The 26696-nt window shown below is 59.3% G+C and carries 35 protein-coding genes; 30 read left to right on the top strand and 5 right to left on the bottom strand.

Translation table 11 applies throughout. The annotated features are described in order from the left end of the window. Nucleotides 1–18: 18 nt before the first annotated feature. From C9990_RS21010 to C9990_RS20900, 24 genes are all read left to right on the top strand, one after another. The gene (locus tag C9990_RS21010) at nucleotides 19–1377 is read left to right on the top strand and encodes a DUF1073 domain-containing protein (RefSeq protein ID WP_177410348.1); all 1359 of its coding nucleotides are present in this window, start codon (nucleotides 19–21) and stop codon (nucleotides 1375–1377) included. A 2-nt stretch (nucleotides 1378–1379) separates the two neighbouring features. After that, entirely contained in the window at nucleotides 1380–2195 is an 816-nt protein-coding gene (locus C9990_RS21005; RefSeq protein ID WP_106804546.1) for a phage minor head protein, read from the top strand. 25 nt (nucleotides 2196–2220) lie between these two features. Next, nucleotides 2221–3381, top strand: a complete 1161-nt coding sequence (locus C9990_RS21000; protein ID WP_106804545.1) for a DUF2213 domain-containing protein — start codon at nucleotides 2221–2223, stop codon at nucleotides 3379–3381. A 2-nt stretch (nucleotides 3382–3383) separates the two neighbouring features. Continuing rightward, complete coding sequence (locus C9990_RS20995; RefSeq protein ID WP_106804544.1) at nucleotides 3384–3878, top strand: hypothetical protein; 495 nt, start codon at nucleotides 3384–3386, stop codon at nucleotides 3876–3878. 5 nt (nucleotides 3879–3883) lie between these two features. Further along, nucleotides 3884–4912 (top strand): DUF2184 domain-containing protein, encoded by a 1029-nt coding sequence (locus C9990_RS20990; RefSeq protein ID WP_106804543.1) that lies wholly within the window; start codon nucleotides 3884–3886, stop codon nucleotides 4910–4912. Nucleotides 4913–4923: 11 nt separating this feature from the next. Continuing rightward, complete coding sequence (locus C9990_RS20985) at nucleotides 4924–5295, top strand: hypothetical protein (RefSeq protein WP_256595127.1); 372 nt, start codon at nucleotides 4924–4926, stop codon at nucleotides 5293–5295. Nucleotides 5296–5337: 42 nt separating this feature from the next. Next, complete coding sequence (locus C9990_RS20980; RefSeq protein ID WP_106804541.1) at nucleotides 5338–5757, top strand: DUF4054 domain-containing protein; 420 nt, start codon at nucleotides 5338–5340, stop codon at nucleotides 5755–5757. Further along, the gene (locus tag C9990_RS20975; RefSeq protein WP_106804540.1) at nucleotides 5758–6357 is read left to right on the top strand and encodes a hypothetical protein; all 600 of its coding nucleotides are present in this window, start codon (nucleotides 5758–5760) and stop codon (nucleotides 6355–6357) included. Beyond that, nucleotides 6354–6725 carry a hypothetical protein gene (locus tag C9990_RS20970; RefSeq protein WP_177410347.1) on the top strand — a complete coding sequence of 124 codons (372 nt, stop codon included), beginning with the start codon at nucleotides 6354–6356 and terminating at the stop codon, nucleotides 6723–6725. Before C9990_RS20975 ends, C9990_RS20970 begins: the two co-directional genes overlap by 4 nt. Further along, a complete protein-coding gene (locus C9990_RS20965) occupies nucleotides 6722–7267 on the top strand; it encodes a hypothetical protein (protein ID WP_106804538.1) in 546 nt (181 codons plus the stop codon). Before C9990_RS20970 ends, C9990_RS20965 begins: the two co-directional genes overlap by 4 nt. 18 nt (nucleotides 7268–7285) lie before the next feature. Further along, nucleotides 7286–8428, top strand: a complete 1143-nt coding sequence (locus C9990_RS20960) for a DUF3383 family protein (RefSeq protein ID WP_106804537.1) — start codon at nucleotides 7286–7288, stop codon at nucleotides 8426–8428. Nucleotides 8429–8438: 10 nt separating this feature from the next. Beyond that, nucleotides 8439–8846, top strand: a complete 408-nt coding sequence (locus C9990_RS20955; RefSeq protein WP_106804536.1) for a hypothetical protein — start codon at nucleotides 8439–8441, stop codon at nucleotides 8844–8846. A gap of 3 nt (nucleotides 8847–8849) precedes the next feature. Further along, on the top strand, nucleotides 8850–9251 hold the full coding sequence (locus tag C9990_RS20950) for a hypothetical protein (protein ID WP_106804535.1): 402 nt from the start codon (nucleotides 8850–8852) through the stop codon (nucleotides 9249–9251). 156 nt (nucleotides 9252–9407) lie between these two features. Continuing rightward, entirely contained in the window at nucleotides 9408–10685 is a 1278-nt protein-coding gene (locus C9990_RS20945; protein ID WP_106804534.1) for a hypothetical protein, read from the top strand. 2 nt (nucleotides 10686–10687) lie between these two features. Next, nucleotides 10688–11344 (top strand): phage baseplate protein, encoded by a 657-nt coding sequence (locus tag C9990_RS20940; protein ID WP_102642878.1) that lies wholly within the window; start codon nucleotides 10688–10690, stop codon nucleotides 11342–11344. Then, nucleotides 11344–11652: a hypothetical protein gene (locus C9990_RS20935; RefSeq protein ID WP_106804533.1), complete on the top strand. Its 309-nt coding sequence runs from the start codon at nucleotides 11344–11346 to the stop codon at nucleotides 11650–11652. Before C9990_RS20940 ends, C9990_RS20935 begins: the two co-directional genes overlap by 1 nt. Next, the gene (locus tag C9990_RS20930; protein WP_106804532.1) at nucleotides 11649–13064 is read left to right on the top strand and encodes a hypothetical protein; all 1416 of its coding nucleotides are present in this window, start codon (nucleotides 11649–11651) and stop codon (nucleotides 13062–13064) included. Before C9990_RS20935 ends, C9990_RS20930 begins: the two co-directional genes overlap by 4 nt. Before the next feature lie 47 nt (nucleotides 13065–13111). After that, nucleotides 13112–13819, top strand: a complete 708-nt coding sequence (locus C9990_RS20925) for a Gp138 family membrane-puncturing spike protein (RefSeq protein WP_106804531.1) — start codon at nucleotides 13112–13114, stop codon at nucleotides 13817–13819. After that, nucleotides 13816–14166 carry a hypothetical protein gene (locus tag C9990_RS20920; protein WP_106804530.1) on the top strand — a complete coding sequence of 117 codons (351 nt, stop codon included), beginning with the start codon at nucleotides 13816–13818 and terminating at the stop codon, nucleotides 14164–14166. Before C9990_RS20925 ends, C9990_RS20920 begins: the two co-directional genes overlap by 4 nt. Then, entirely contained in the window at nucleotides 14159–15379 is a 1221-nt protein-coding gene (locus C9990_RS20915) for a baseplate J/gp47 family protein (protein WP_106804529.1), read from the top strand. Before C9990_RS20920 ends, C9990_RS20915 begins: the two co-directional genes overlap by 8 nt. After that, nucleotides 15379–16020, top strand: a complete 642-nt coding sequence (locus C9990_RS20910; protein ID WP_106804528.1) for a DUF2612 domain-containing protein — start codon at nucleotides 15379–15381, stop codon at nucleotides 16018–16020. The genes C9990_RS20915 and C9990_RS20910 overlap by 1 nt, the downstream gene beginning before the upstream one ends. Before the next feature lies 1 nt (nucleotide 16021). Beyond that, nucleotides 16022–16777, top strand: coding sequence for a hypothetical protein (locus C9990_RS32340; RefSeq protein ID WP_157955091.1), 756 nt, complete (start codon nucleotides 16022–16024; stop codon nucleotides 16775–16777). Beyond that, on the top strand, nucleotides 16777–17202 hold the full coding sequence (locus C9990_RS20905) for a phage tail assembly chaperone (protein ID WP_106804527.1): 426 nt from the start codon (nucleotides 16777–16779) through the stop codon (nucleotides 17200–17202). Before C9990_RS32340 ends, C9990_RS20905 begins: the two co-directional genes overlap by 1 nt. Nucleotides 17203–17338: 136 nt before the next feature. Further along, on the top strand, nucleotides 17339–17764 hold the full coding sequence (locus C9990_RS20900) for a cell wall hydrolase (protein WP_106804526.1): 426 nt from the start codon (nucleotides 17339–17341) through the stop codon (nucleotides 17762–17764). A gap of 150 nt (nucleotides 17765–17914) precedes the next feature. Here the strand turns inward: C9990_RS20900 and C9990_RS20895 are convergent, their stop codons facing one another. Both C9990_RS20895 and C9990_RS20890 read right to left on the bottom strand, forming a co-directional pair. Next, nucleotides 17915–18823 carry a glycosyltransferase family 2 protein gene (locus C9990_RS20895; RefSeq protein WP_106804525.1) on the bottom strand — a complete coding sequence of 303 codons (909 nt, stop codon included), beginning with the start codon at nucleotides 18821–18823 and terminating at the stop codon, nucleotides 17915–17917. Beyond that, nucleotides 18811–20142 carry a lipopolysaccharide biosynthesis protein gene (locus tag C9990_RS20890; RefSeq protein ID WP_106804524.1) on the bottom strand — a complete coding sequence of 444 codons (1332 nt, stop codon included), beginning with the start codon at nucleotides 20140–20142 and terminating at the stop codon, nucleotides 18811–18813. The genes C9990_RS20895 and C9990_RS20890 overlap by 13 nt, the downstream gene beginning before the upstream one ends. A 237-nt stretch (nucleotides 20143–20379) precedes the next feature. Here C9990_RS20890 and C9990_RS20885 point away from each other — a divergent pair, with 237 nt between their 5' ends. Continuing rightward, entirely contained in the window at nucleotides 20380–20607 is a 228-nt protein-coding gene (locus tag C9990_RS20885; protein WP_106804523.1) for a hypothetical protein, read from the top strand. Nucleotides 20608–20687: 80 nt separating this feature from the next. Beyond that, the gene (locus tag C9990_RS20880) at nucleotides 20688–20897 is read left to right on the top strand and encodes a hypothetical protein (RefSeq protein ID WP_106804522.1); all 210 of its coding nucleotides are present in this window, start codon (nucleotides 20688–20690) and stop codon (nucleotides 20895–20897) included. Here the strand turns inward: C9990_RS20880 and C9990_RS20875 are convergent. From C9990_RS20875 to C9990_RS20865, 3 genes are all read right to left on the bottom strand, one after another. After that, complete coding sequence (locus C9990_RS20875) at nucleotides 20889–21248, bottom strand: hypothetical protein (protein WP_106804521.1); 360 nt, start codon at nucleotides 21246–21248, stop codon at nucleotides 20889–20891. The two genes, C9990_RS20880 and C9990_RS20875, sit on opposite strands and share 9 nt — an antisense overlap. A gap of 77 nt (nucleotides 21249–21325) precedes the next feature. Continuing rightward, a complete protein-coding gene (locus C9990_RS20870; protein WP_106804520.1) occupies nucleotides 21326–22510 on the bottom strand; it encodes a tyrosine-type recombinase/integrase in 1185 nt (394 codons plus the stop codon). Between the two features lie 258 nt (nucleotides 22511–22768). Next, nucleotides 22769–23848 (bottom strand): hypothetical protein, encoded by a 1080-nt coding sequence (locus tag C9990_RS20865; protein ID WP_106804519.1) that lies wholly within the window; start codon nucleotides 23846–23848, stop codon nucleotides 22769–22771. A 160-nt stretch (nucleotides 23849–24008) separates the two neighbouring features. Here C9990_RS20865 and C9990_RS20860 point away from each other — a divergent pair, with 160 nt between their 5' ends. From C9990_RS20860 to C9990_RS20845, 4 genes are read left to right on the top strand one after another with little or no spacing between them, the layout of a single operon-like run. Next, nucleotides 24009–24311 (top strand): PepSY domain-containing protein, encoded by a 303-nt coding sequence (locus C9990_RS20860; protein WP_106804518.1) that lies wholly within the window; start codon nucleotides 24009–24011, stop codon nucleotides 24309–24311. Next, on the top strand, nucleotides 24311–24622 hold the full coding sequence (locus C9990_RS20855) for a PepSY domain-containing protein (protein ID WP_065907150.1): 312 nt from the start codon (nucleotides 24311–24313) through the stop codon (nucleotides 24620–24622). Before C9990_RS20860 ends, C9990_RS20855 begins: the two co-directional genes overlap by 1 nt. Continuing rightward, complete coding sequence (locus tag C9990_RS20850; RefSeq protein ID WP_027603141.1) at nucleotides 24622–25290, top strand: response regulator transcription factor; 669 nt, start codon at nucleotides 24622–24624, stop codon at nucleotides 25288–25290. The genes C9990_RS20855 and C9990_RS20850 overlap by 1 nt, the downstream gene beginning before the upstream one ends. Continuing rightward, entirely contained in the window at nucleotides 25287–26606 is a 1320-nt protein-coding gene (locus C9990_RS20845) for a sensor histidine kinase (protein WP_106804517.1), read from the top strand. The genes C9990_RS20850 and C9990_RS20845 overlap by 4 nt, the downstream gene beginning before the upstream one ends. The last annotated feature ends 90 nt before the right edge of the window (nucleotides 26607–26696 follow it).

The raw sequence follows: 26696 nt of genomic DNA, 5'->3' as shown, positions 1-26696 counted from the left end.
ATGAGCAAGAAGGGCTTAGTGCCAGCAGACAAAAAGCTGGGCAAAGCCCTTGTGCGGGCCGCCCAGAAGTACGAGGCGCAGATCAAGTCGTCGAGTGATGGCCTGGTGAACGTCGTGTCCGGCCTGGGCACGCAGAAGGCCAAGCGCTCACACAACCAGTTCCAGTACGGGTTCCTGAACGACTTCCAGCAGCTGGACGCGGCGTATCAGACCAGCTGGCTTGCCAGGGCAATCGTGGACTACCCGGCCGAGGACATGACCCGCGAGTGGCGCACCCTCAAGTGCGACGACGCGGATGTGATCCGGGCCGAGGAAGACCGCCTGCAGCTGCCGGCCATGGTGAGCGAGGCCACCAGCTGGGCCCGCCTGTACGGTGGCGCCGGCATCCTCATGCTGACCAACCAGGACCTGACCAAACCGCTCAAGCCGGAGAAGATCAAGAAGGGCGACCTTTACCGCCTGCTGGTCATCGACCGCTTCGACATGACGGCGATGGACCTGAACCAGACCAACATCCTGGCCGCGAACTACCTGCAGCCGGAGTTCTACACCATCGCCGCCGGCGCCCAGATGATCCACTGGACGCACTTCGCCCGGTTCGCCGGGGCCAAGCTGCCACGACGCCAGCGCGCGCAGACGCAGGGCTGGGGCGACTCAGAGCTGCGCAAGTGCCTCGACGATGTGATGGACATGGTCGCCAGTAAGGACGGGATCGCCGAGCTGATGCAGGAGGCGAACGTTGACATCATCAAGCGTGTCGGCCTCTCGGATGAGCTTGCAAGCGATCAGGACGACGCCATTACGGCGCGCTACGCCCTGTTCAGCATGATGAAATCCTCGATCAACCTGGCACTGCTGGATGACGAAGAGACCTACGACCGCAAGACCCTGGACCTTTCCGGCGTCGCGCCGGTGCTCGACCTGCTCATGACCTGGATTGCCGGCGCCGCTGGTATCCCGGTGACGCGTCTGTTCGGCGAGTCTGCCAAGGGCCTGGGCAATACGGGTGAGGGCGACGACACCAACTACTACAACCACCTCTCATCGCGGCGCCTGACCCAGATTGACCCGGGCCTGCGTCAGCTCGACGAGGTGATGGTGCGCTCGGCAACCGGCCGCTGGCTCGACGACTTCAACTACGTCTGGAACCCGTTCAAACAGCCTGATGCGGTGCAGATCGCTGCCGCCAACAAGGCCAAGGCCGAGACCGACATGCTCTACAAGGACGGCGGGGTTGTGACCACCAGCCAGATCCAGCGCCGCCTGCAGGCCGAAGAGCTCTACCAGTTCGACGACGAGAAGATCGAAGCGCTGGAGGCTGATGAGGATCTGACGATGTTCAACGATCCGGTGGATGACGACGACAAGGTTGAATGACCATGGACATGATCGGCATCCAGTACAACGCCAAGCTGCAGCGGCTGGTGAAGCAGGTCAAGGCGTCGATCAGCAAGGAGATCATGCCGCTAATTCGCCAGCTGGCGCCGGAGTACACGCAGGACGCGGTGGTCACGACTGATGCCTGGTCCGACCTGATCCTCAACGCCATGTCCACGCTGGTCAGTCGCTGGTCGTCACCGACGGTTCAGGCCGCCGGCGCGCGCATCGCCGGAGAGTTCGTCCAGTCGTCGCTCAAGAAGTCCGAGCGCGACCTGAAGAAGTCGGCCGGTATCGACGTATACAGCGACAACACCGCGCTGCAGGACTACCTGAAGGCCTCGGCTCAGCAGAACGCTCAGCTGATCAAGTCAATCCCTGCCAAGTACCTGGAAGAGGTGCAGACGCTGGTGATGGCGAACATGCGCTCCGGCATGCGGCCTGGCTACATCGAGAAGGCGTTGCAGGAGCAGTTCGGCGTCACGCAGCGCCGCGCCAAGATGATCGCCCGCGACCAGACATCGAAGATCAACGGTGAACTGGCTGAGAAGCAGCAGAAGGGCGCCGGCTTCGAGTACTTCCAGTGGATCGACTCCGACGACAGCCGTGTTCGGCATCGCCACTCTGAGATCGCCAACAAGGTCACCGCCTACGGCAAAGGGATCTACCGCTGGGACGATCTGCCGCTTAGCTCTGACGGCGTTCCGATCAAGCCCGGCTCCGACTATCAGTGCCGATGCATCGCGCGCCCAGTGAGCGCCCGCGAGGTCAAGGCCAACCAAGACGCAGGCCGCACAGCGCCGGGCGTCTACCGCTAATTCATCCAATCCGCGAGGCCGCAACATGAAGTGCACGGTTTTCGACCGGGCTGGGTATCGCATCACCCAGCGAGAGTACACCGACGAGGGTTTCCTGAAGGTGCCGGCCAGGGTGGCCCGCACTGGGATTCAGGAGTACCTGGCCCGAGAGCTTGGGCTCGACGGCGACCCGAATCGCATTGTTCGCGTGTATCGGCCGCCGGAAGAGGTTTTCTCGCCTGATTCGCTGGGCACCTACGACTCCAGCGACATCACCAACGATCACCCGAAAGAGCTTGTCACTGCGCTGACCTACAAGAGCGTGGCGGTGGGTGTGGTGCGAGGCCCTGGGCGCCCAGATGGCGACTTTGTCGCCGCCGACCTGATCGTCAAGGACCAGAAGACCATTACCGACATCAATGCCGGTAAGTGCGAGGTCTCCGCAGGCTACACCGCAATTTACGACCACGCGCCGGGCGTCACCGAAGAAGTCCAGGCGTACGAATACATCCAGCGTGAAATCAGAATCAACCACGTTGCAATCGTTGACCGAGCAAGGGCGGGCGCCAATGCCCGCGTTTTTGACCACAACCCAGGAGGCAACACAATGCCTGTACTTATCACCACCGATAGCGGGCGCAGCGTTGATGTTGCTGATCCTGCGAACGCCCAAGTGGTCGCCGACTCGTTCGACCGATTGCTGAAGCGTGCCACCGATGCGGAAACCAAGGCTGATAAGGCCCAGGCCACCGCCGACAAGGCTGTCGAAGACCTGGCCGAGGCCCGCAAGGCTTCGAGCGACGAGGCGATCAATGCTCGCGTCGTACTGATCGGCAATACCCAGGCCCTGGCGCGCAAGGTCGCCGGCGACGGGTTCACCTGCGACAGCCTCGACGTGATCGAGATCAAGCGCGCCGCCCTGGCCGTGGCCCTGCCGAAGCGTGACTGGTCGGACAAGTCCGCCGGCTACGTTGAGTGCGCCTTCGACGCCGAGTCCGACAAGGATGAGGACGAAGACGACGACAAGGACGAGAACGGCAAGAAGAAGGTCAAGCCGCCGACCGGTGACACCGCCGCGCTCTTCGCTCAGTTCGTGCAGCTGGCGCAGGACGGTGCAAAAAACACCACGACTGCCGACGCCGCACCGACCCCTTACCAGGCCCACAAGCAAAGCTTGTCCGGCGCCCACAAACAGAAAGGAGCCTAACCATGCCAGTTCAAGGTGGTAACGCAATCAACCACGGCGTCGCGTACGCGGGCATGGTCGCTGATGGCGAAGTGTCCAACGGCGTCTCCAAGGTCAACAAGGGCACCGTCAACATCGCCTACGGCCTGGGCGTGGTGACCGACGGTGACGACGGCGCCAAGCTGCCGGTCGCCGCTTCGACCGCCGCCCAGTTCATCGGTGTGGTTCGTCGCGAACTGAACCGCGCCTACACCTCGACCGAAGTATTCGGCGCTGTCGCCAAGCGCGACATGACCGTCGAGACCATGGCGCCTATCTGGGTAACCGCCCGCGTGGCGGTCGCCAAGGATGACCCGGTCTACCTGGTAGTCGGCGACGGCACCGGTACCAACCAGGGGCAGTTCTCCAACGTGGTCGGCGCCGCCGCCACTCTGGCAGTCCTGATCCCGAACGCCAAATGGGTCAGCACCGCCGGCGCCGGCGCACTGGCTAAAATTTCTCTGAAGGTCGGGGGCTAATCGACATGACTCAGCTTAAGAAAATCGTCGTAGCCATCGATGCTGCTATCGCGCAACAGATCGGCCGTGACGCTCACCAAGTGACCTTCAACGACGGTCTGCCGACCCTCGATGACGGCCTGGCGTTCTACATCAGCCAGCTGGCAAGCCTGGAATCTCGTATCTACGAGGCCAAGTACGCCGCGATCAACTACATGGAGCTGATCCCTGTCGACACTTCTCTGCCTGAATGGGTAGATCAGTGGGACTACATCAGCTACGACGGCGTGACCCTCGGCAAATTCATCGGCGCCAGCGCTGACGACCTGCCAGACGTGACGCTGAACGCCAACAAGTCGACCGTGCCAATCGGCTACGCCGGCAACAAGTACAGCTACAGCCTGGACGAGCTTCGCAAGTCTCAGCAGTTGCGCATCCCGCTGGATACCACCAAGGCGAAACTGGCCTTCCGTGGCGCCCAGGAGCACACCCAGCGCGTGGCCTACTTCGGCGACGCGGCGCGCGGTATGACCGGCCTGTTCAACAACGCTAACTTGGCGCTGTCGAACTCCACCCTGGATTGGTACAACGCTGCCACCACCGGTGACCAGATCGTCGCTGACCTGAACAAGATCCTGGTTGATGTGTACATCAACTCGGCCACGGTTCACGTCCCCGACACGATCATCTTGGATGCTTCCCGCTTCGCGTTCATCTCGAACAAGCGCATGGGCACCATCACCGACAAGACGATGCTGGAGTACTTCCGCACCAACAACCAGTACACCGCGCTGACCGGTCGCCCGATCAACATCTTCAGCCGCCTGCAACTGTCCGCTGCGCAGCTGGCCGCCGCCGGCGTGTCCAACGGCAACAAGGACCGCATCGTCGCTTACGAGCTGAACGACGAGAACCTGGGCATGCAGGTGCCGATCCCGTGGCGCTCCCTGGCCCCGCAGATGTGGAACCTCAAGGTCAACGTGCCGTGCGAGTACAAGATCAGCGGTGTTGAATTCCGCTACCCGTTCTCTGGCGCTTACCGCGACCAGTTCTAACCAACCGAGCCATGGCCGCCACCGCTATGCCCGGGGCGGCGGCCAATGACTCCGGGCGAGGATTCGACATGTTCCTGAAGAACGAAGCAGCACGACTGATCACCATCAACCACCTGGTGGATGGCGTTGAAACCAGCTACCCGATCCTGCCTGGCGAAAACCCGGCGGTCGAAGTTCCGGACGCGGTGGCAAAGATCGATTTCGTCAAGGCTCTGCTGAAGAACGGCGACCTGCGCCGCGTTGGTGCTGATGAGTTGGAAGCCGACGATGGTAAAGAAGACGACCTGAGCGCCCAGGCCGAAGCGCTCGGCATCAAGGTCAACAAGACTTGGGGCGAAACGCGCCTGCGCGAAGAAATCGCTAAGGCTCAGGCAGCACAGTAACACCCGGGCGCCTGGCGCCCACTCATTCATACCGGAGAGCCCATGCTAATCACCCCCGAGATGATTGCGGCTTTCCGCAGCAATCCTGTGTTCAAAGCGTTTGCTGACCCGGTGAAGTGGCCCGACGAATACATCGTTGAGGCCCTTTGCGAGGCCGGTACCGAGACCGGCTCAAGCCGGTGGGGCGCCATCGAACTGACCTGCGACAACTTCAAATGGCGTGGCATGCAGTACTTCGCCGCCCACTGGCTGGCAACCAACTTTGCCACGCTCGGCGCCGGCGGCACGCCCAACTCTGAGGCCCGCCTCAACGTGGCCCAGAAGTCGGTCGGTGACGAATCGATCGCCTACCGCGTGCCCCAGATGATGGACGCGGGCACCGACTGGCTGACCTACACCAACTACGGCCAGCAGTTCTACAGGCTCAAGAAGCGCGCCGGGATGGGTGCCAAGGCGGTTTGAATGATAGAACTCGATATCCAGGGCTTCCAGGAGTTGCAGGACGAGCTGGCGAAGGAGCTGAATGCGCTCAAGTCGAACAAGGTCGTCACCGTAGGCATCCATGAGGAAGCCGGCGACGTTGAGTCGGGCGACCTGACCATGGCCAGCCTTGGCGCTATCAACGAGTTCGGCGCCGATATCAAGCACCCGGGCGGAACATCGTACGGCTACGCCAGCAAAGCTGCTGCCGACCGCGATGAGGTTCGCTTCCTCAAGACTGGCAAGGGTTACACGGAGCTGGGCGTGACCCAGGCGCACACCATCAACATCCCGGCCAGGCCATGGCTTGAGCCGGGGGTTGCGAGCGCGACGCCAGAAGTGCTGCTGACCATCCAGGATGGTATGGAGGCAGGCAAGTCGATGGACCAGATCCTCGAGGCAGTCGGTGTGGTGGCCGCGGGCAAGGTGAAGGTGTACATGACCGATCTGAAGACGCCACCCAACGCAGCGTCGACCATCCGCAAGAAGGGCAGCAGCAATCCGCTGATCGATACCGGCGCTATGCGCCAGTCGGTCACCCACCAAGTTTCCATTGGTCCCGCATCGGAGGGTCTCGAATGAGCCTGAATATGGAGGGCCAGATCGATGGCGTATTTGAAAGCGTCGAGGCATCCCGCACGGTTGATACTGGCGGCGCATGGGTAGACGGCATATGGACGCCGGGCACGCCGAGCACTGTGCCATACATCGTGAACATCCAGCCGGCCAGTGATAGGGAAGTCGATTTCCTGCGCCAGGGCGGCGAGCGGATCACCGACGCGCGCCGGATTTACATCAACCAGGGCGACATGCAGCTGATCGATCAGACCGGTACCTGGGCGTTCCTGGGCCAGCAGTGGAAGGCCGTCAAGGTCGACAACCGCTTCTGGCGGAACTACTGCAAGGTCATTGTCATGCGCATTGATGATCAGTCAGGTGGCCCAGCATGACCAACCAAGAGCTATTCGCAAAGCTGCGCCCGATTGTGATGCTGGCGACCGGCGTGCCCGAGTGTCTGCTGGCCGACCAGATCGGCCCAGGCAGCATGCCTGCGCCGCAAGGGGCGTACGCGACGATCACGCCACGGCAGTCCGTCAACGAGCGCGGCCAGGCCAACATCGTTTCGCGCAACAAGCCGGGGGAGCTCGTAGAGGTAGATGTTCGAGCGCAGATCATGTGCTCGGCCAGCGTCAACTTCTACCGCGGCGAAGCCCTGATGTACGCCGAGCGCCTGAAGCAGGCCAACAAGAGGCCCGACGTGAGCATGATGCTGTTCAAGGCCAAGATCGGCTGGAACAGCACTGACGCCATCAACAACCTCACCAGCCTGCAGTCGGCCAACTTCGAGCAGCGGGCACAGATCACCATCCGCCTGATGTACGAAACCAGCAGCTTGCCGGTGGTGAACAACATCCTGAGCGTCGAAGTGGCGCTTCAGAACGAGAAGGCCAGGGTGCTTAACACCTTCACCGTGGAATTCGACCCCACATAACCCATTGGAGCTAGCACAGTGAGCTATCCAGCTACCAACATCATCCGGATTAATGCCCGGATCAGCCCGGCAGGCCTGGGCAATGCGAACTTTGCCAGCGCCATGCTGTTCGCTCCGCAGCTTGAGCTGCCGGTGGGCTTTGCGCCGGACACGTACCGGACGTATTTCACGTTGCCTGCGCTGTCTGAAGACTTTGCCGACACCACCGAGACCTACAAAGCTGCCCAGCGCTGGCTTGGCGGTACGCCCGCTACTCGAGAGCTGAAGGTGTACGGCGCGGCCACCGCCGATGCGACCCGGGCGGCGACGCTGAACAAGGCCCGGAACATGCTCTGGTGGTACTGGACCATGTGGACTGCGCCGATCCTGGCGGTGAAGGCTGATGTACTGGCTATCGCCCAATGGTGTGAAGACAACACCAGTATGTTCATCGACAACCAGACTGGTGCATCGGCTACCGAGATCCGCGATCCAGCCGATACCGACGATATCGCGACCCAACTGACAACCGCAGGGTTCCGCCATGTCTACACCGCTGCGCATGCCACCGACCCATACTCTGGATCGGCTCTGGCCAAGCATTTCGCCGCAGTAAACTACAGCGCCGATCGATCCACTATTACGGGCGAATTCAAGAAGTCGCCAGGCGTGGCCGCTGAAAACCTGACCGGTACTGCGTACGCCGCCATGCAGAGCGACAAGAAAAAGGCCGTTTTCTATACCGTGGTGGACAACCAGGGCTCTACCGACTCCGGTCGCTGGCTGAACACCATGACCCACAGCACCTACGGCGAGTTCATCGACGATGTGGTGAACCTTGACGCGTACATCAACGGGCTCACTACCGCTCTCTATAACGGCACGGCAAATCAGGTCACCAAGCTTGCGCAGACCCCGGTCGGCCAGGCGGTCCTGATCGGCATCGCCAGATCGTTCTCCCAGGGCTACATCGGAAACGGCTACCTGGGCCCTCGGAATTATCTCGACCCGGACGATGGCCTCGAAAAGTACACCATCGGCTTCGAGATCCTGACCAAGCCAGAGGACATCCTCGACTTGTCGGATGCCGACCGCAACGCCCGCAAGGCCGCTCCACTCCGCATTCGCCTGTTCCGCGCCGGCGCAATCCACATCGTTGATGTCGACCTCGACGTTTATTGATAGGTGACCCATGAGCCTGAGTAATTTCTCGAACGACCTGACCGTCGTCACCATCAATGGCCGGCAGATCCAGGACTGGGGCGAAACTGCCACCCCGTACACGGATGCGCCGATCGATCCGCGTAGCCAGTTGCGCCGCGGGCAGGGCGGGAACGCCGTCCGCCTCGACCGCCAGAACCCTGGCCGCGAGGTGAACGTCTACCTCAACCCGGGCTCGTCCGACTCGGCATACGTGCAGGGCCTGCTGAACTCGAACGCGAACATCACGCTGACCTTCACCCAGATCGGCACGCTGGAAACGGCACTGGGTTCGGAAGGCGTGATCGTGAACGACGGCCAGCGCGGGCGGGCCGGCTCAACCATCACGGACGACCAGTTCACGATGCAATTCAACATCTGGGAAGCAACAAGGGGCTGATAGATGAGCGTGAAACCATTCACCATTGGCGGCGTGCAGTACAACGCCGCCATGGCCAGCGCTGTCGATCAGGACCGCCTGATGTCCCTTCTGTCCGGCGCCGTGTTGGAGCGATTCGCCACGGCCGCGCAGGCAGGCATTGAGGTTGATGACCAGGTGCTTTGCTCGATGTTCATGTCGATGCGCCAGGACGTGAAGGCCCAGGTCGTGCAGATCCTCATGACCAGAGTGTTCATCAACGGCACCGAGCGCGCGGTCACCGTGGCCGACTTCGGCGGCAAGATGGTGCATTACAACCAGTTGCTGGCCGAGCTGCTGCGCTGGAACCTCTCCGATTTTTTCGACTGGCTGCCAAGCGGCGAAAAAGGCGCTCGGCAGCCGGGCGCGGAAAGCGCAGCGCAGTAAATTGGTTCCTGATGCGCCCCTGTGTCGGGATTGTTGGTGTGTGCCCGCCGCTGTGTACCTGGGCGCAACTTGAAGATGGAACCCACTCCCTAGCCAGCGTCGAGCGCTTTAACCAGGCCATGGACGAACTGTGGGATCAATACGAGGCTGCGAAGAATGGCTAGCAAAGTACTGAAGTCATTCCTGATCGGCATCGGCTATGACACTAAGGCGCTGGAGGCGGGCGACAAGAAGATTGGTGCCAGTCTCAACGGGATCAAGTCAAATGCCCTTGGCATCTCGGCGGCCCTCGTCGGTGCATTCGGCGCGGGCGCCAGCGCCATCGTCGGCGTCGCTGATCGCGTAGACAAGCTGGCAATGTCCACGCAGAACCTGCGCACCTCACAGGCGGCCGTGTACAACTACGGCAATGCCCTGAAGCTTATGGGGGGTGATGCGGCGGACGCGGTAGAAACCCTGGCGCACTTCGAAGAGATCCAGAACAACCTGCGCCTCAAGGGCGATGCCGGTCCGATCAGTGACCTGGCCACCGCGGGCATTGATGTCAGCTCGCTGTACAAGACGAATACCGGTGAGGAATTCATGCGCGCGCTGGCGGACATGATCCCCAAGCTGGATGAGGGGCAGCGTGCCCAGGTTCAAAGCTCGCTTGGGCTGTCTGATGGAGTGTTTCGTTCGCTGGCCGGGGGTGTTGAAAAGCTCGACGAGACCATGAAGCGCGCCAATGCGCTAACTGGCAGTGTCGACCAGCTCACCGAGAACAGCCGAAAGCTTGCCGACAACTCGGCGCAACTCGGGCTGATCATCGAAGGCGTCAAGAACGAACTGGCTGAGAAGTTTTTGCCAAGCCTGATCGGCGCGACTGAGGGGGTGAACAACTTCCTCAAGGAATATCGCCCGGAGATCAGCAAAGGCATCGATGCGCTGGCGGAAAATCCGCAGGCGACGGCCGGTATCGGAATCGGCGCTGCAACTACCGTTGCTGGGGCTGGGCTGTCCAAGATCGGGTTGAGCGGTATCGGCGGCGCTCTGAAAGGTGCCGGACAGATCGGCATGGCAATCAGCCTTGCCGACCTCATGACGCCCTACATTGACCCGATGTTCGACAAGCTCTTTGGTGTTGATCGCGCAGCTCCAGAGGTGTATTCGGGGCAGATACAGCGCACTCAGGAGGACATCGACTATCTGGATCACCGCGACAGGTCGGCATCCGACAGCATGCCGCCCACCAGCGGAACCACTCCGGACGAGGATCGCCAGGCTACAGCGGAAGCTTTTGCTGGCGCACTTAATCGAACCCCTATCAAGGTTGAAAGCAACCTGAATGCCACGATCCAGATCGACGGCCAGGCGCTGGAATCCAAGATCATCGACGTGAATGAGCGCACCGCCTATGAAACGTTGGGCGACCTGAAGACCACAACGGAGCGATAGCCGTGAGCATCATCAACATCTTCACGCGCAAAGCCCCGACAATTGCCGGGTACTCGTTCGACGCGGTGCTGGAGGACACATTCGAAGCGACGGTGACGATCACCTCTATCCCGATTGAGTCGGGCGTGAGGATTTCAGACCATCGCATTCTGAACCCCTTCAAATGGACCATGACCGGCGCAATCAGCAACAACCCGGTCAAGGTTCAGCTGACGGACTTCCTCGGCGGCGCGCTTTCCAACCTGACCGACAACCCCATCGTATCCACGGTGGCCGGTCTGTCAGCGGGCTGGCTGGCAGGGAGCGACGAGACGCGCGCCAGCACCACCCTAGACTTCCTAATCTGGCTGATGAAGTCGTACGACCCGTTCGACATCGACGCCGGCGACATCCTGCTGAAGAACATGGCCATTACGCGCCTTTCCAGGACCAAGGAGCCCAGGAATGAAGGCGGCCTGGAGTTCATCGTGGAGATGCAGGAGATCATCGATCTGGACCGCATACAGCGGGACTACCAGTGCACGCCGGACCAGCTGCGAGACGGAGACCCGTCAAAGTCGGCGCTGACCCGCGCCATCAATCGTGGCCAGGCAATCGCCAAAGAAGCATCCGACAGCGTTTCAAAGTCGGTAAATGGAATCCTTGACGGAGTCGTCTGATGTACACAATCCCGCTGCGCGGCGGTGCCGCCAATGCACACCCGCGTTTTAGCGTACAGCTTGGCGACAACCTGATCGACTTTGAGCTTGATTTCATCTCCTACCTGGATGCTCCTGCCTGGTCCATGAACCTCCTGCGTGATGGCACGCGCATCGTGGCCGGCGCAATGCTCGAGCCCGGTAGCGACATCATCCAGAGCTACCGGACCGGTATCGGTCAGATGGTGTTCACCGGCAAAGACGTGACCCTGGACAATCTGGGCATCGATAACTTCCTCGTCTGGATACCCCCATTGGTGGAAACATGAGAGAGCGCGTTTGGTCGATTGACGTGAACGGCCAGCCTTATATCAGCCAGCAGATTGGACGCCGGCAGTTCCGCGTCCAATTCAACATCGATATCTCCCCCGGTGACGCGCTGTCGTTCGCCGACATCCGCCTCTACAACATGAACAAGGGATCTGCGATCGCGCAACGGTCAAGCATCGTGCTGCGTGCTGGCTACAACGACAACGTCGACGCGATCTTCACCGGATTCGTGACCAACACTCTGCGGGAGCGCGAGCCAGGTGCGCCGGAGATCATCACCAGGCTGATCTGCCGATCAGGCCAGCCGGCGGTTGATCGAGCGTCTGCCCAGCTGTCATTCGGCATCGGCACCAGGGTAGAGGAGGTGATCCGCGCCCTGGCAGCCGCATGGCCGCTTCCGATCGATATCGACAACGCTCAGTTCGCCGACGCTAAGCCGCTATCTTCTGGCTTGGTGGTGGACGGCGATATCCCGCAAGCCATGACCGACCTGGCATACGCCTACAAATTTGAATGGATGCAGGACCGCGGGCGGATTGTCGTCACGAAGCCGAATATGCCGCGCACCACAACCATGGTGAAGGTGGACCAGTTCAGCGGAATGATCGGTATCCCAGAGGTCTCCCGCGGGCCTGACGGCCTCGGCGTGTTCGTGGCGGTTCAGCTCAACCCCGCGCTGCGCATCAACGGCAAGATCAACGTAGAGAGCGAGTTCGCCACCTTCAACACCGGAAACCTCTTCGTATCCGAACTGAGCGGTGACGCCAGCGCCAACGGCGAGTACAACATTTTCGCCATGAAGCACTCCGGTGATTCACACAGTGATCTTTGGAGAACCGAGATCGACGGGTTGCGCGCCGGTACCACCCCTGCGGCGACTGAGACCGCAACCCCGCAAAATGGCAAGTTGATCTGGGGCGCAAGGGTTGACCAGGCGTTCCGCGTCAAGGTTCGCGAGATATGCGACCGGCTGTCCTTCGACCCGAACTGGCTCATGGCCGTTATGGGGTTCGAGACGGGCTACACGTTCAGCCCTGCAGCGAGAAACCCAGGCAGCACCGCGACGGGGCTCATCCAGTTCCTGGAGGCGTCCGCGCGCGCGGTCGGCACATCCACCGCCCAGCTTGCACGCATGACCGCAGTCCGCCAGCTCGACTACGTGGAGGCGTACTACAAGCCTTACTCAGGGCGTATCCGGAACCTCGGTGACGCTTACCTGGCAGTCCTTTGGCCGGCGGCAGTGGGGCGCCCGGATTCGTACGTGATGTGGGAGCGGGATAGCGGCCCATACCAGCGCGAGTACGCGGCCAACTCTGGCCTGGACGTTAACCGCAACGGGGTTATTACCCGCGGCGAGGCCGTCGCATCCGTTAACACCTCCTACATGCGCGGGCAGCAGTTCGTGCGATGACCACTTAACCAGGCCCGCCCCACGGGTTCACCGAATCCGAGGTAGGCATGCTTGAGTCAGAAGGCCGCGCAAAGCAGGCGAAGCTGATCCGCGACTCTGTCCGGGAGATCCTGAAGGGGGTCTGCACATCGCTGCCGGGCCACGTCTTGACGTTCGACCCGGTCAAGCAACTCGCCCAGGTGCAGCCCGGCATAGCACGCGTCGACATCAACGGCGCCGAGTTCACCATTCCCCCGATCATCGAGGTGCCGGTCTACTTCCCCGGCGGTGACTACTGCGTCGAGTACCAGATTGATTCTGGTTGTGAGGGCGACATCCTGTTCTCCCAACGCTGCATTGATGGCTGGATACAGAGCGGTGGGGTGGCGGCCAACCCGATCGGGCGCTTCCACAACATGCAGGACGCCATGTTCTTGCCGGGGTTCAGGTCTCAGCCCAACGTTTTGCCCGAATTCCAGAACAACGGCGTGCGCATGCGCAACCGTGCCGGCACCCAGTTCGTTTGGCTGAAGAACGACAACAGCATCTCCATGGATAACGGGGCCGCCAGATTCAGCGTGCTGGCCGACGGTACAACCCTGATGCAGAACGGCGCCGGCAGCTTCCAGCTGCAGGCAGACGGAACGTTCCTGATTAACGGGCTGAAGATCACGCCAGACGGCAACGTCATCACCGCCGCCGGCACGAACCTCAACACGCATCGCCATGGCGGTGTAACCCCGGGCTCCGGGACAAGCGGAGTTCCAGTTCCATGACCGTACGCAGGCTGGACGAAGAGACAGGCGACATCGTGACGCGCGGGCAGCAGTTCATCACCGGACAGTCCGAAGTAGCGCAGACCGTGCTTACCCGGTTGCGTCTGTTCCTGGGCGAGTACTTCCGGGACATCACCGACGGCACGCCGTGGTACGAGCAAATCCTGGGCAAGTTCACCAGCCTCTCCACCGCCGAGGCTGCGCTCAGGGCGCGCATCGCCAACACGCCCGGCGTGATCCGGCTCACCAGCTTCTCCGCTGACTTCAATATCGAAAACCGCAAATACAGCGTAACCGCTGGGATTCTCACCGAGTTTGGCCTGGAAGAGGTAACACTGAATGGCTAGCCTGACTTCGACCGGCTACGTGCTACAGACGCAAAACGACTGGTTCGCCCAGGAGCGCCAGTTCTACCTGGATATTGATCCGCTGTGGAACCTGGATCCTTCGACGCCTGACGGCCTGAAGATGGCGCACGACTCCGAGATCTTCTATGCGCTCGACGAGACGCTGCAGCAGGCCTACAACTCGAAAGATCCGAACAAGGCCAAGGGCAACGATCTGGACATCGTTTGCTCCCTCACTGGCACCATCCGCTCTGGCGGTTCGCGCTCGAGCGTGCAGCTGACGATCACAGCCACACCAGGAACGCCTATACCTGGTGGCAATCGTTTTGAGTCGGTCACCACCGGCAGCCGCTGGACAACCGACCAGGCTGTGACAGCTGACTCGCTCGGCTCCGCAACAGTCAACGCGACGTGCACAGTCGTCGGGCCTACCCAGGCTGACGCCGGCACTATCACGCGCATCGTGGACGTGGTGGCAGGCCTGGCCAGCGTGACAAACGCAGCGCCAGCAACTCCAGGTACTGACGGACAGCGCGACGAGCAGCTGCGCGTCACCCGCGCTACAGCAGTGGGCAAGCCCGGCAACAACCAAATTGACTCCATGATCGGCCAGCTGTTCGGCGTAGACGGCGTGCGCCGGGTCAAGGTGTATGAGAACGACACCAACATCAGCGCGGTATCGGCAGACAACCCGTATGGGCTGCCTCGACACTCCATTGCGCCAATCATCGATGGCGGCACTGACGATCATGTGGCTATGGCGATTTACCTCAAGAAGAACCCTGGCGCAACCCTGTACCAGGCCGGTACGCCATTTCAGGTGTTGGTCACTTCGCCGAAGTACCCGACGAACCAGAAGCTCATTCGCGCCAGCCGCCCAATCTACGTAGACATGCTGCCCGTTATCCATGTGGTCAACGACGGATCACTTCCGCCGAACGCCGACCAACTCATAAAGGAGGCGATGATGGAGTACGCCGCCGGCGACCTGATCCCAGCGGATGTGGGCTTCAAAATCGACGGCTTCGACATCGGCGAGACGGTGCCATTCAGCACGATCTTCACCCCGGTGAATAAGGTCATCGGCTCGTACGGTGACAGCTACGTTGACTTGCCTTCATCCAGCCTCAACGGCGGCCAGGCCAACGTCGCCATCGCTTATAACCAGATGTCCAGGTGGACGGAGAGCAACATCACCGTAGTGATCACGTGATGAACATCCCAGACCGCATTTACGCGCAATACCGCGACAAGCCGAAAGCCGTGGACTGGTACGCAATCGCCAGAGCGCTTGGCGGAAGCATCGAGGCGGCAGCCCAGGCTGTGCGCAAGAGCTACGACATCGATACCGCAGTTGGCGAGCAACTGAACGTTATCGGCCGAATCGTCGTGGCACCGCGTAGCTTCGTGGGCTCATTCCCCATGAATCCAGGCCTGTTCGATCTCACGGATGGCGATGAGTTTGGCGACGACGGCGCCATGTTCAGCGCGCTGACGATCGACCAGGATGGAAAACTCTCCGACGATTTATACCGGCTGGTCATCAAGGCCAAGATCGTAAAGAACAATGGCGAAGCGACTATCGAGAATATCCTCGACGGAATGAATTTTCTGCTCCCTAAAGCGGATGTTCTTCGAGTCACTGATGGTGAGGATATGTCCTTCAGTATCGAGTTCTATGGGCAGATTACGAACCTTGAAAGGTTTGCGTTGCTAAACGCAGGTCTTGTCCCGACGCCGCAAACAGTGAGATTTAACGGGTTTCTTGAGGGATACGCGATGGTGGAGTTCGGCGACATGGACGCCGAGTTCGGCGATGAAAATGCAGAATTTGCAGGGTATATAGGGGCATAGCATGGCACTTAAACTAAATGAGCGTTATCCGGGTCGATTCAATAATCCAACTCCAGGATACCCGCAGGGGTCCTATAAAAATAGAACAACTCCTGATTCAAGGGATGGATCCTACCTTGAACAAGATTGGGCGAATGATCAACTTTCATTTCTTTCATCAATTCTAGAAGGAGCAGGAGTAGAAGCTGACGGCAGCGTTGACGCAGTAGGCAGCTCTCAATATTACGATGCGCTGATTGATGTGATTTCAGAGAACGCTTCAACACCGCAGGCCACTGAGGTGGTGTTAGGGGGCGGCAAGGTTGCAACACAGACCCAGGTAACAGCTGGAGTTAGTGATGCAACAATTCTGACTCCACTTAAACTTTCGCAACGGCTTGCTGCCGTACTGGTTTCAGCAACTACAAGCGTCGCGGGTTTAGCGAAAATCGCGACACAGGCACTCGTCAATGCGGGATCGGATGCGGTTACTTTCGTAACGCCCGCGACACTACGTTTTGGTGTGTCCTACAGCCTTACGCTTCAGGGATACTTGATTCTACCTAGCTGGCTTGCTGGAGTTACCGTTCAGTGGGGGTCAGTAGGCTCCGCGGGGACCGTAAACTTTCCTACTGCGTTCACTCAGTCGTTTATCGCTATGGCTTCTGCAAATGTGAATGGCAATTTCGCCAGCACCAAAAATCTAACGACTACCTCTGTTCTACTCGAGAACTCAGGTAATCAGCCCATGACTTGGTGGGCAGTAGGGAGAGTCTAATGCGGTACTACAGCGAAACTACTGGCAGTACATACATAAAAGGCTTACACAAAGAAATGCCCGATGATGCTATTGAAATACCCGATGAGCTATTTGAGTCGGTTATCGCGAGCGCTCAGCCCGGGAAGGTCCGCTTGCATAAAGATGGTTTGCCATATCTGGCCGACCCAGCGCCCCCAACAAACGAAGAAGTGTCATCTGCAGAACGTATCTGGCGAGATGCGGAGATCGCTCGAGTGCAGTGGCTGCGTGAGCGCCATAGGGATGAAGTTGATATGGGGCTGGCTACCACTATTAAGTCGGCGGAGTTCAACGAACTATTGACCTATATCCAAAAGTTGCGCGATTGGCCTGAGTCTAAAGATTTTCCCAAGCAGGTGAAGCGTCCGGCCGTCCCGACATGGATCTCTGACCAGGTCCAATAGAATAACCCAAGCAGCGGCGAGCCAACTTTTTAGCAAGTGTTGCCTGGCGAAAGCCAGACGCTCACCGAGCGGAAGGTGCTGCAGATACTCACAAACGCCGGCACTTGAGCCGGTATTTTTTTTGCCTGGAGAAAATATGAATTCAACCGAGAAAGATCGTGACGTCCTGGCCCGTACGCTCTGGGGTGAGGCCCGCGGCGAAGGCTTGGCCGGGCAGATCGCCGTGGCCTGGACGATTCGCAACCGGGTTTTCGATGGGAAGCCAAGGTCTTGGTGGGGGGAGGGCTACGCCGGTGTGTGCCTGAAGCCATGGCAGTTCAGCTGCTGGAACCAGAAAGACCCGAACTACGCGTACCTGAGTGGTGCCAAGCCGATTCCGGCCGCGCAGTTCGCCCAGGCTCAGCGGGCAGCCGATCAGGTCATGTCAGGTGCTGTGCCTGATCCAACTGGCGGTGCCACACACTACTACGCCACGACAATGCCTAAGGCGCCTGCTTGGGCGTCGGGCGCCAGGGAGACTCTGCGCCTCGGTCACCACATTTTCTTCAAGAATGTACCGTGATGACGCCGGGTTCGGCTGGGGTCCACCCTTCTGGCGCTGGCAGTGGGGTTTGGCGCCGCCAGGCAGGCTCAGGACTGGTGCATGTGTAATAAGCTCTCCGCGCAAGAAGGTCAGGATAAGGCTCTAAAGCCATCGAGTTAATAGCCAGCGTTATATGGGTAATAATTTTCGAGCGCTAGCTATAGCCATTCTTCTATATCTCGCAAACAACGTTTTAGCGTGATGTAGTGGGATAGAGGAATAGATATTGTTTTCGGCGAAGATACGTTTTGTCACTGAATAGGAAGATATGTTGTAGATATTGTCAACAAATGATATGTACCGGCATATCAGAGCGTTCAGAGTTTCGTGAGGCACGCTAGGGCTTGCCGCTTTATGCAAGAATTTAGAGTTTTTTATAAGGCTTTCCGTAGACATGTTTGTGACTATGTTGGTCGAGTGGAAAAGGTAGTAGACAGATGGTTTTTCGTAGCAATAAATTCTGTCGCGATTGCTCATTATCTTGATCCAGAGCTCTATGTCTGAATACAGGATGTCGTTAGAGCTGAAGGCGTCCAGTTTAAGTGCCGCGGACTTCCTGAATAGGTTTGAGATAGTGGGTATATGGTATTTCTTCCAGAACCCTGCAATGAAGTCATTTGAATCTATCAGCCCGACGTGTCGTGAGGCTCCGACGAGAATGCGATCCGGGTACCCAAGCAAGCAGTTTGTTATAACCAGGTCAACATTGTTGACCTGCGCGATCTCCACTGCTTCAGCCACGTAAAAAGGGTTTATCAAGTAGTCGTCATCGGGCAGCAGAATGCAAAACTCGCCGCTGGATTCGGTAAGGGCCTTTCTCCAGTTAAGCACTGGGCCAATATTTTTTTCGTTCTTTATATATTTCAGGCGATCATCTTTTAGTGCGCGTATGACTGATTGAGTTTCGTCTGTCTCTGAGTTGTCAGTGACGATGACTTCAATATTTTTGTATGATTGGTTTAACGCTGAGACTATCGCCTTGACTACAAGGTCAGGCCTATTGTTTGTTGGTATGAGTATGCTTACTAGTGGCTCCATATTCCAAGATCCTTTTGTTTAATTATTTTTATCGCCTGATATGGGCCAAGAAAAACCCCAGGCAAAAGTGCGATAGTCGTACCTATCGATACGGCTGCCACGTTCAGGTTAGTATGTGTTGCCAGGTAAATGCTCAGAGGAACATTTATTGTGACCGCCGTAACTGATACCAGAAAGGAAACCCGTATTTTCTGAACTCCATTCAGGAAAATGGCGAAGATGTTAACCCACGTTGCAACGATGATGTATATGGCCATGCTGCCTATAAGGTATCTAGGCACTTTCACAGCAAATCCCGTCCACAAATCGATAATCGTAGGTGCGGCGGCCGCCATGACTATTGTGAGTATTGAGGTTGCACCATAGATCGCGATCTGCCTCTTGAATGCAGCCCTGATCCAGGTGAAGTCGCCACGGTGATATGCGTCTGTGTATGCAGACCAGAGCGGAGCCAGTATAAGCCCCTGCGCGAGTGTGACTACCGCGAACAGCTTGAACACCACGTCGTATACTGCAACGCTTTCTGGCCCAAACACCTGCGTAATGATGATTTTGTCCGTGGCGAAGAATGCCAGAGCGGCCAACTGAATCCCGAAGAACTGCAGGCCTACAGTCAGCAGCGGACGGATCACACCAAGACTGAAAAGAGGTCTTGGTCGTGAGCCTTTGTGCCTACTGAAATGGTAGATGCTGAGTGCAATGTTCCCGGCGCACAGCGATAACCCATAGCTGATGGTCATATAGAGCAGGGACGGCGACGTCGTCAGGTACAGGATGTACACGGCCAGCAGGCCGCCGGCATTCGATATGAGCTGACCTAGCACTACCAGTGAGCTTTTTTGGATCGACCCCAATATTTGGTTAATAAGGCTTATCCAAAAGTTGGCCAGCACGAAAAATATTGCAGTGGCCACAACGGTGCTCAGATATGAGTTATCGAGGCTTGTGGTGTTGAAAACCCTCTGCCATGGCACGAAGTAGGAGGCTATCACGAGGGCGGCGCACAGCACCCCAGATATGGCGCCTATCCAGGAGTATGAGGCCGATATGTAAGCTCGGGCCTCATCTGGGCGATTGGTTGCGATCGACTGGGCAAGCTTGTTGCGTAGGCCGTTTCCGATCCCAAGGTCGAAGAATACGACCCAGGACATCAGAGTTAGCAGCGTTGACCATATGCCATAGCTCTCATTGCCGAGATAGCGGAGCATGATGGGCACGGAAATAAATGAGGCGGCTACGGCTGCAGCTTTATATGTAACGGATTTTTTAACCTGGGAGATGTAATTGCTCGACCGTTCCTTGCCGCTGACCTGCACCATGAATTCGTTTTCGCTTTTCTTGAATGCTGCCTAGCACGGATATTTTTAGTGTATGGCGATTATATCGAAAATGATACGCGCAAGCCCGAGTATATGCGACTCGCTCCGCGGCCTTCATCGCACTGGGGCTGCCAAGCGTATGTCAGGGCTCTGTCCCCCTGAGTACGCTCAACTCGAGCGGTGCAACCCGGGGGGCTGGATGGGCTATCCTGACCCTTTTAGAAAAGGGGAATCAGCATGGATGGCATGACGCTCAGCCCAAAGATCGAGCGCGAGGCTGAAAAGCTGCTGGCCCAGATCGCCCGGGCGGACTCGATGATTGTTGCGGCGAAGGCGGGCGCCCGGGCCGAGGGCTTCGTGCTCGGTCTGGAGTCGGCGCGCGCTTTGACCGAGGAGACGATCGACCGTCTGTACGTGATATTTGACTCGGCTACGGAAGAAAAGCTGAAGTCGCTGGCGGGCTGATCGCGCCGCCCGTCGGTGCTGGTGAGCAGTTCGCGCGCCGCCAGGCTCTAAAGTGCAGCCCCTGGACTGAGCAGACCTTCATGACGATTGATATCGAACAGATAAACGCTATGGAAGCGTGGTTCGCGCTGCGCAACGACGCATCATTTATATCCGCCACGCCGGAGGAGCGCTACGAGACTCGGCTCAAACTGGCTGATGATTTGCTGGAGCGAAAGCTGGTAGACAGCGGAGAGTGGCGGGAGCTGGTCGAGGAGGCGACAGCGGCCTACGCCGAAGAGTTAGGCTGATGACTCTTTGAGAGCGGTCAGCTCGATCAGCAGCCGCTGATTCTCCCTGAACAGGTGGTCGCGCTGACCAGTAACCAGATCGATGGGCCTAAAGCTCACGTTACTAGGTTCCTGATCGTTCACCTCTGATAAGCGCCCAAGGGCTTCCCTGAGCGCCGCCTCTGCCGACGCCTTGCCGGTTGCGAGCAGATCATTCATCTGCACCAGGCCGGCGATGTTTGCTCGCGCCTTGCTCAAAAGCTGCTGAGTGGTCGTCAGCTCATCCTCGAGCAGGGCGCACTGATGCTGGTACATTTCCAGTGGCGTGGAGCAGCCAAGCCACGCAGAAGTGTCTTCGTCGATGTCGTTCATGATGCTTATCCGATACTGTATGGGTGTACAGTAATCGAGGTTTGGACGTGACGCGATTTTAGGCGACGAGCTGCAACCTATTCACAGGATGCACGGCCCGATACCAGATCTGCCCACTCCTGCATCATCGCCCGGCGCTGCTCAAGATAGGCGGCGTGGTTGTACACGTCACGGATGAAGCTGCTGTCGGCGTGCGCAAGCTGCCGCTCGATCCAATCCCGGTTATGGCCTCGTCCATTCATTTCCGTCGAGAATAGATGGCGAAAGCCGTGTGGTGATTGCTTGCCAGTCAGCCCGCAGGCGTCCAAAACGTTATTGGCATAGTTGGTGCCGATCGGCATTGTCGAGTCGCTGCGGTTGGTGAATACGTAGCGCAGGTGTCCAGTGATGGGCAGCATGCTCTTCAGCACATCGACTGCCTGGGTCGAAAGCGGCACCGAGTGATCTCTGCGCATTTTCATTTTGGCGGCGGGCGTGGTCCAGGTGGCGGCGTCGAGATCGATCTCTGACCACTCGGCGCGCCGAACCTCTCCCGGTCGGGAGGCGGTATAGATCATCAGCATGAGCGCTGCGCGAAGCTGGTGTCCGGATGATGACGTCTGAATCGAGGCCATGGTCTTCGGCATTTTGCTAAATGGCAGGAAGGGGTGAGGCTTATGCTGACCCATCTTTTCCGTAACGGCGTGCATCTCGGCGGTAGGGTTGACCTCAATCAGACCAATGGCGATGGCATAGCTGAATACCTGGCCAATGCGCTGCCGGACTTTCACTGCAGTGACCACAGAGCCGCGCTTCTCAATCTTGCGGATCAGGCTAATGACGTCGGCTCGCTTGATAGAGTCGATCTGCCTTGTGCCAAACACCGGCAATACATCCAGCTCCATCAAGTTGCTGATGATCCGGAAGGTGCCGGGCGAAATACTTCCCTTCCTGAATGCCAGCCATTCGTCGTACACGCGGCGAAAGGTTCGGCCCCCGGCCTCGATCATCTCGGCCTTCTTCTCCCTTCTCGAATTACGCGGGTCTATTCCGCTTGCAATGTCTTCCCGTGCCGCGTCTCGACGCGTGCGCGCTTCCTTAAGGCCTGTGTCCGGGTAAGTCCCGAACGAAATCCGCGCCTGCTTTCCAAGCCAAGTAAAACGGAAATGCCAGCTTTTTATGCCGCTGGTAGCTATATAGAGGGAAAGTCCAAGCGAGTCTGGAATGGTGTATGCCTTTTCTTTCGGCTTGGCCTGCCTGGCCGCTGTGTCAGAGATTGCCACTAGTACATCCTATGCTTTTAGTTCTCGATGTACTGGATGATGTACTAACTCAGTGCCACTGGGAAGGTATCGCGTGGTACGGGGCGATACTCGGATATCTTGTATAGCTGGGGTTGTGGGGTGATATTTGAAACGGAGGGGTTTTTGGCGGGAGGCTACCGTGGAATCTTTGAAGATTTCCACAGTATTTTCAGCTCGGTCAGTATCTGGCAGGCGGCGAGTTTAACAGTTTGATTCGCCGCCGCGCATACCGCTGGGTCAAAGTGGCTGCAGGTGTTCGCCCAGCTCGCCGTTATCGGCCAAGCGCAGAAACTCATCGCCGAGCCGCCGGCTCTCGCTCATTGCGGTTTGCCAGTATTTGTTGCGGCTCGGGTCGTCGCCCATGAAACGCTTGAAGTCGCTGCGGTCCGGCAGTTTGCCGTGGGGCAGGCGTGCCAGGTAATCCCGGGACGGCGCCAGCAGCAACACATCCTGCAAGCCTTGTTGATTGCTGCGCCGCCACGGCAGGCCCTTGTCGAACCAGCCGGGGATGACCCGGTCGGTGAAGTGCGGGTACAGCACAATGTCGTCGCCGTGGTAGGGCAGGTCGAGGTGGTAGTCCAGCAGGCCGCCGTCGCGGAAAGTGCCGGCACCCGCGCCGGGCAGGTCGCGCACGCCTTGCATGACCATAGGGATGGAGCCCGACGCCAGCAGCGCCTGGCGCAGGTTGCCGAGTTCCAGGTTGACGAAGCGCGACGGGAAATCCTTCAACGCATGCACCGGCGGCGCCTGGCGTGGGTCGTGGATGATCAGCCGCTCGAAGTGCCGCGCCAGCCGCGCCCGCCCGCGCATGTTGTCGGCAATCACCGACGACAGGCCCAGGCCCAGCCGTCCGCGATGGTCATCGGCGAGCAGGCCATGGCTCTTGACCACCATGATGTTCAGGCGATAGTCGGGGTTGTCCAGCACCCGCGCGTCGCGGCCGGCCAGCAGGTCGTCGAGCATGCGCTGGCAACTGCGGCTGACCTCGGCCATGGTCACGCCCTTGGCAAAGCGCTGTTCGTTGTAGAGGCGGCCAAGGTCCAGCAGGCCTTGCACCGGGTCGGGCAGGCAGGCACTGGCAAACCGCCAGGAGCCAATCGACGCACCGATCAGCGCGCGCTCGCGAGGCGCGCGTGGCAGCCAGTCGCCGAACAGCGCCAGGTCCAGGCCCTGGATTCCGAGTGCCTTGGGCCCGCCGGCCGCACCGGGGAGAATGCCCACATCCGCAGGCGCCAGGCCCCGTTCACGAATGCGCGCAAAGGCGCGGGTGCCGGCCTTGAGCGTCAGGGCGGGGAATTTGATGTGGATGGCTGTCATACCGGTCTCTGTTGAAGCAAGCAGGGCATTATAGGAAATCTCAGCCGATGTGGGAAAAACGCAGTCCGGCGAAATTGCCATGGTGGCAATTCAGTTTCAGTTAAGTTGCAGCAGGTACCGTTACCGGCGTAGGAAAAACATCGTGTAACGGAGACTCCTCATGAAGCGCCTCACAGCTCTGGCCGCCGCCGTTATCATCGCCATCACGGCGAGCCGGGCCGGAGCCGTGGACCCGGACAAACCACTGACCGTGCCCGCCACTGTTACAATTGTCGCTTTCGATCAACTCGACGCCACGGCGCTGGCCCTGCACCCCGGCTCGACGCTGCTGGACACCGATCTGGACGAGGCCTACGGCAAGTATGTCTACGAGGTCGAACTCAAAGATGCCGACGGCATTGAGTGGGATATTGAATTGGACGCGCTCACCGGGCAGGTTCTCAAGAATCATCAGGATACGTAATGAAGGTAAATTTACCCGCCGGCAGTCGAGTGGCACTGGTGCTCATGGTTTTCTGCTCGAGCCTGGCGGCCCGCGACCTCAATCAGGATGAAGCCCTGGCGCTGCGCCAGCAGGGCGTGATCCTGCCGCTGGAGCAACTGTTGCAGCAGGCCATGGCGCGCTACCCCGGCTCGCGGCTGCTGGAGGCTGAGCTGGAGAAAAAGCATGGCAAATATGCCTATGAAGTCGAACTGGTGACCACCGAAGGGGTGGTACGCGAGATCAAGCTGGACGCAAGTACCGGTGTGCTGATCAAAGACGAGGAAGACTGATGCGCCTGCTCCTGGTGGAAGACAACGTACCCCTGGCCGATGAACTGCTCGCCGGCCTGCAGCGCCAGGGCTATGCCGTCGATTGGCTGGCCGATGGCCGCGACGCCGCCTATCAGGGCCGTAGCGAACCCTATGACTTGATCATCCTCGACCTCGGCCTGCCGGGGCTGCCCGGGCTTGAAGTTCTGGCGCAATGGCGTGCCGCTGCGCTGGCTACCCCGGTGTTGATTCTCACCGCCCGTGATTCCTGGGCCGAGCGTATCGAAGGGCTCAAGGCCGGCGCCGACGATTACCTGAGCAAACCTTTTCACCCCGAAGAGTTGCACCTGCGCATCCAGGCACTGTTGCGCCGTTCCCATGGGCAGGCCAACCAACCGACCTTGCAAGCCGCCGGCCTGCATCTGGATGAAGGCCGTCAATGCGTGCTGCGCGATGGCGACGAGATCCAGCTGACCGCCGCCGAATTCCGCTTGTTGCGCTACTTCATGCTGCACCCCGAACAGATCCTCTCGAAAAGCCACCTGGCCGAGCACTTGTATGACGGCGAAACCGAGCGCGACTCCAACGTGCTGGAAGTGCACGTCAACCACCTGCGCCGCAAGTTGGGGCGCAGCGTGATTGAAACCCGGCGTGGCCAGGGTTATCGATTTGGCGCCAGCCCTGCATGAAGTCGATCCAGCGACGCCTGAGCCTGGGCTTGATCAGCGTGATGGTGATCGTCGGCGTAGTGCTGGCGCAGACCAGCCTGTGGTTGTTCGAAGCCGGCTTGCAGCGCTATCTGGAAGCGGGCCTGCGCAACGACGCCGAGAACCTGCTGGTGGCGCTGGTGCGTGGGCCCAACGGCGTGCAGCTGGATGAACAGCGCCTGTCGCCGGCTTACCAACGGCCGTTTTCCGGGCATTACTTTCGGATCGACTTTGCCGATGTCCACTGGCGCTCGCGTTCGTTGTGGGACCAGGAACTGCCCCAACTGCCCGAGGCCGGACTCAAGGGCAATCTGCAACTGGGGCCGGAAGGCCAGCAACTGCTGGTGCTGCGTTCGGACTACAAACGCTTTGGCCAGCCGATTTCCATCAGCGTGGCCCAGGACTACACGCCGGTGCGCGAAAGCTTTCGCCTGATGCGTCAGATCGGCCTGGTACTCGGGCTGGCGGCGTTGCTGCTGGTGTTGATCCTGCAACGTGTCACCGTACGCCGCGCCTTGCGCCCGCTGGAAACCGCGCGCAACCAGATCGCGCAATTGCAGCAGGGCCAGCGTTCGCAGCTCGACACCCAGGTGCCGCTGGAGCTGGAGCCCCTGGTGGCACAGATCAACCACCTGCTGGCGCATACCGAAGACAGCCTCAAGCGTTCGCGCAACGCCCTTGGCAACCTTGGGCACGCCCTGAAAACCCCGTTGGCGGTGCTGTTGAGTGCCGCTTCAAGCGAGGCGCTCAAGGATCATCCCGAACTGGGCAAGCTGCTGCGTGACCAGTTGGAGCAGGTGCAGCAACGTCTGAATCGTGAACTCAATCGCGCGCGCCTGGCCGGTGAAACCCTGCCCGGTGCGTTGTTCGACTGTGAAAAAGAACTGCCCGGCCTGCTCGCCACCCTCAACATGATCCACGGCGAGCACCTGGACCTCAGCTACCAGGTGGCCCCAGGCCTGCATTTGCCCTGGGACCGTGAGGACCTGCTCGAACTGCTCGGCAATTTGCTGGACAACGCCTGCAAATGGGCGGATGCCGAAGTGCGGCTGAGCATCAGTGAGACTCCGCAGAGTTACCTGCTGGCGGTCGAAGATGACGGCCCCGGCATTCCGGAAACCCAGCGTGACCAGGTGTTCAGTCGTGGCGCGCGCCTGGATGAGCAGATTGACGGCCATGGCCTGGGGCTGGGGATCGTGCGCGATATCGTCGAGGTGTGGGGTGGGGTGTTGCAACTGCAGGAGTCCGAGCTTGGCGGGCTCAAGGCGCTGATCGAATTGCCCAGACGCCAGGGCTGAGGCATACCCAGGATCCTCCTGTGGAAGCGGGCTTGCCCGCGAAGGCAGTGTGTCAGGTGATGCATTCGGTGGCTGATCCACCGCTTTCGC

Origin of the sequence: Pseudomonas sp. S5D5, assembly GCF_003013355.1 — a bacterium.
Taxonomy (GTDB): domain Bacteria; phylum Pseudomonadota; class Gammaproteobacteria; order Pseudomonadales; family Pseudomonadaceae; genus Aquipseudomonas; species Aquipseudomonas aylmerensis.
The sequence above is the reverse complement of the archived record's forward strand: the minus strand, read 5'-3'. Positions and strand labels throughout refer to the sequence as shown.

Coding starts and splice junctions, on each gene's coding strand:
- C9990_RS21005 (WP_106804546.1), top strand. CDS start 1,380: ATGGACATGATCGGCATCCAGTACAACGCCAAGCTGCAGCGGCTGGTG.
- C9990_RS21000 (WP_106804545.1), top strand. CDS start 2,221: ATGAAGTGCACGGTTTTCGACCGGGCTGGGTATCGCATCACCCAGCGA.
- C9990_RS20995 (WP_106804544.1), top strand. CDS start 3,384: ATGCCAGTTCAAGGTGGTAACGCAATCAACCACGGCGTCGCGTACGCG.
- C9990_RS20990 (WP_106804543.1), top strand. CDS start 3,884: ATGACTCAGCTTAAGAAAATCGTCGTAGCCATCGATGCTGCTATCGCG.
- C9990_RS20985 (WP_256595127.1), top strand. CDS start 4,924: ATGGCCGCCACCGCTATGCCCGGGGCGGCGGCCAATGACTCCGGGCGA.
- C9990_RS20980 (WP_106804541.1), top strand. CDS start 5,338: ATGCTAATCACCCCCGAGATGATTGCGGCTTTCCGCAGCAATCCTGTG.
- C9990_RS20975 (WP_106804540.1), top strand. CDS start 5,758: ATGATAGAACTCGATATCCAGGGCTTCCAGGAGTTGCAGGACGAGCTG.
- C9990_RS20970 (WP_177410347.1), top strand. CDS start 6,354: ATGAGCCTGAATATGGAGGGCCAGATCGATGGCGTATTTGAAAGCGTC.
- C9990_RS20965 (WP_106804538.1), top strand. CDS start 6,722: ATGACCAACCAAGAGCTATTCGCAAAGCTGCGCCCGATTGTGATGCTG.
- C9990_RS20955 (WP_106804536.1), top strand. CDS start 8,439: ATGAGCCTGAGTAATTTCTCGAACGACCTGACCGTCGTCACCATCAAT.
- C9990_RS20950 (WP_106804535.1), top strand. CDS start 8,850: ATGAGCGTGAAACCATTCACCATTGGCGGCGTGCAGTACAACGCCGCC.
- C9990_RS20945 (WP_106804534.1), top strand. CDS start 9,408: ATGGCTAGCAAAGTACTGAAGTCATTCCTGATCGGCATCGGCTATGAC.
- C9990_RS20935 (WP_106804533.1), top strand. CDS start 11,344: ATGTACACAATCCCGCTGCGCGGCGGTGCCGCCAATGCACACCCGCGT.
- C9990_RS20930 (WP_106804532.1), top strand. CDS start 11,649: ATGAGAGAGCGCGTTTGGTCGATTGACGTGAACGGCCAGCCTTATATC.
- C9990_RS20925 (WP_106804531.1), top strand. CDS start 13,112: ATGCTTGAGTCAGAAGGCCGCGCAAAGCAGGCGAAGCTGATCCGCGAC.
- C9990_RS20920 (WP_106804530.1), top strand. CDS start 13,816: ATGACCGTACGCAGGCTGGACGAAGAGACAGGCGACATCGTGACGCGC.
- C9990_RS20915 (WP_106804529.1), top strand. CDS start 14,159: ATGGCTAGCCTGACTTCGACCGGCTACGTGCTACAGACGCAAAACGAC.
- C9990_RS20910 (WP_106804528.1), top strand. CDS start 15,379: ATGAACATCCCAGACCGCATTTACGCGCAATACCGCGACAAGCCGAAA.
- C9990_RS32340 (WP_157955091.1), top strand. CDS start 16,022: ATGGCACTTAAACTAAATGAGCGTTATCCGGGTCGATTCAATAATCCA.
- C9990_RS20905 (WP_106804527.1), top strand. CDS start 16,777: ATGCGGTACTACAGCGAAACTACTGGCAGTACATACATAAAAGGCTTA.
- C9990_RS20900 (WP_106804526.1), top strand. CDS start 17,339: ATGAATTCAACCGAGAAAGATCGTGACGTCCTGGCCCGTACGCTCTGG.
- C9990_RS20895 (WP_106804525.1), bottom strand. CDS start 18,823: ATGGAGCCACTAGTAAGCATACTCATACCAACAAACAATAGGCCTGAC.
- C9990_RS20890 (WP_106804524.1), bottom strand. CDS start 20,142: ATGGTGCAGGTCAGCGGCAAGGAACGGTCGAGCAATTACATCTCCCAG.
- C9990_RS20885 (WP_106804523.1), top strand. CDS start 20,380: ATGGATGGCATGACGCTCAGCCCAAAGATCGAGCGCGAGGCTGAAAAG.
- C9990_RS20880 (WP_106804522.1), top strand. CDS start 20,688: ATGACGATTGATATCGAACAGATAAACGCTATGGAAGCGTGGTTCGCG.
- C9990_RS20875 (WP_106804521.1), bottom strand. CDS start 21,248: ATGAACGACATCGACGAAGACACTTCTGCGTGGCTTGGCTGCTCCACG.
- C9990_RS20865 (WP_106804519.1), bottom strand. CDS start 23,848: ATGACAGCCATCCACATCAAATTCCCCGCCCTGACGCTCAAGGCCGGC.
- C9990_RS20860 (WP_106804518.1), top strand. CDS start 24,009: ATGAAGCGCCTCACAGCTCTGGCCGCCGCCGTTATCATCGCCATCACG.
- C9990_RS20855 (WP_065907150.1), top strand. CDS start 24,311: ATGAAGGTAAATTTACCCGCCGGCAGTCGAGTGGCACTGGTGCTCATG.
- C9990_RS20850 (WP_027603141.1), top strand. CDS start 24,622: ATGCGCCTGCTCCTGGTGGAAGACAACGTACCCCTGGCCGATGAACTG.
- C9990_RS20845 (WP_106804517.1), top strand. CDS start 25,287: ATGAAGTCGATCCAGCGACGCCTGAGCCTGGGCTTGATCAGCGTGATG.